The organism is Oleiphilus sp. HI0066 (assembly GCF_001635725.1).
Map to the genome: position 1 here is coordinate 1 of NZ_LWFH01001044.1, position 1886 is coordinate 1886.

At 44.3% G+C, this 1886-nt stretch carries 2 protein-coding genes; both read right to left on the reverse strand.

What is annotated here, in order from left to right:
- Positions 1-70: 70 nt before the first annotated feature.
- Complete coding sequence (locus A3738_RS12740; RefSeq protein ID WP_068476147.1) at positions 71-1138, reverse strand: glycine betaine ABC transporter substrate-binding protein; 1068 nt, start codon at positions 1136-1138, stop codon at positions 71-73.
- A gap of 2 nt (positions 1139-1140) precedes the next feature.
- The coding region (locus A3738_RS12745; protein WP_231876643.1) for an OmpA family protein at positions 1141-1886 on the reverse strand (746 nt) is incomplete at its 5' end.

A 1886-nucleotide genomic window follows, 5' to 3' on the forward strand; every position in this document is an offset into this window, starting at 1 on the left:
TGAAATTTGTTGGAGCTGTGAAGCAGAAAAACCAAACTAACCTAAAGCTTGGTTTTGCCCAAAAACACGCTTATGACTCATGGCAAATCGAGGTACCGCCTTGGTGGGCCAAGCTACTATCCTCATCTTCGCTATGATGACGATCATCAACACAAAGCAAAAACTCTTCACTGATGACTTCTAGCTCAACACCGTCTATTTCATAACGCTGCAAAAGGTAGCGCATCAATTCATTGCTCAAACTTCCTGATATGGCATTCAATGAACTAACTAGTGCCGGTTCTGCTTCCAGCAAATCTGTTCTAAGTACGGGCACCATGTTGTAAGGGGAGAAAAATAACTTGTCGTCCTCAAGCAAGCGCAAGTAGCCTAAATCCAGCTCTTGGTCGGTCTTATACACCAATCCCACGTCGACCATACCAAGCCTCAAGGCACGGTATAAATCTTCACGCTCGTAGATCTGCTTAATCTCGATGTTGGCGAGATTAAATCCATAAAACTTGGCGAGTGCTTCCCATCCGTCATGATCCCGATACTCGAGATAATCTGGTTCAATGCCAAACACCCACTTTCGGTTTGAGCTCGCGACCTCAGATAAGTCACGCACAGCGACAAAATCTTGAATATCTCTGCGCACAACAAAGGCATAATCATTATGCAAAGGAGAGTAATCTAGAAGAGAAAACTGGCTTTCGTTTTCTGCTAGAACAGATTTCACTCTCTCATAGACGAGTTTAGCGTCGTACGGTGGTGAGGTTTTGATATTGTAAGCACTCAAAAATGACGCTGTGTAACCCCAGTAAAGATCAATTTTGTCGTCACGCATCGCATTTACCGCGCCTGTGAAGTTCTCGAAATTCACGGCCTTTAAACGAATATGCTGAGTCTTTGTGTTTTTCGCCAACCATGCTTTGGTTAGTTCATAGATTAGATCTTGCTCGGCAAAATTAGATATTCCAATTCTGAGCTCTCGTTCCTGAGGCGCACTGACCAACTCTGTGTTCACAGAATCATCAGCAGATTGTTCCGATGCCTGCTCTTCATGCTGCGGTTCGTTGTTCACGTCATTACTAGCGCAAGCTGCTAGCAAACTTAAAAGCAATACAACGCCAATGCATCTCTTAATTGAAAAAGCCATAGTTATAGCGCCTCTTCGATATCAACAGTTTGAAAACGACGTTTATCTTCACTGTCGTTTTGATTCGAGCGTAATTCAACCGTCCATATGTTCCATTGCGTTTTCTGGAATCGGTCATGCTTTGCGAAATAAGTGATCATGCGGCGATTTTTTGCGCGACCGCGCTTGGTTGAATTATCAGCAATTGGATAATCGAACCCCTGCCCTGAAATCAGAATGTGTTCTTTGTTCACCGAAAACTTTTCAATCAACACCGTCGCGACCGCTCGAGCACGACGCAAAGATAGAGCATTGTTATATGCACGTGATCCGACGTTGTCGGTGTGTCCTTCAACGAGAATAAAGGGAGGATCATCGGTCGCTTGAACAAGGTCATGGTATTCATAAGCAACAGTGCCAATATTTTCGATATATTCCGGCTTCACTTTCGCCGAGTCAGTATCAAAATTGATTTGCAGAAAGCTTTGCTGAATATCGCTTAGCAACTGCGCACAACCTTTGTTGTCGACCACTCCGCCTCGCAATGTATCTGGACAATCATCTCGCTCATGGATGACACCATCGCGATCATGATCAATCAAATTTCCGGCTTTGATGTTTAAACGATCATACTCGTAACCGCGCCAATCACTCGTTTCAGCAGAGGCCAAACCAGAACCAAAAAGATCTTCTTTTGACTCTTCAGTAGGAGTACTTGAGCACCCCAAAATAAACAAGATCGCGGCAAACGCCATACAGGTTCTCACGA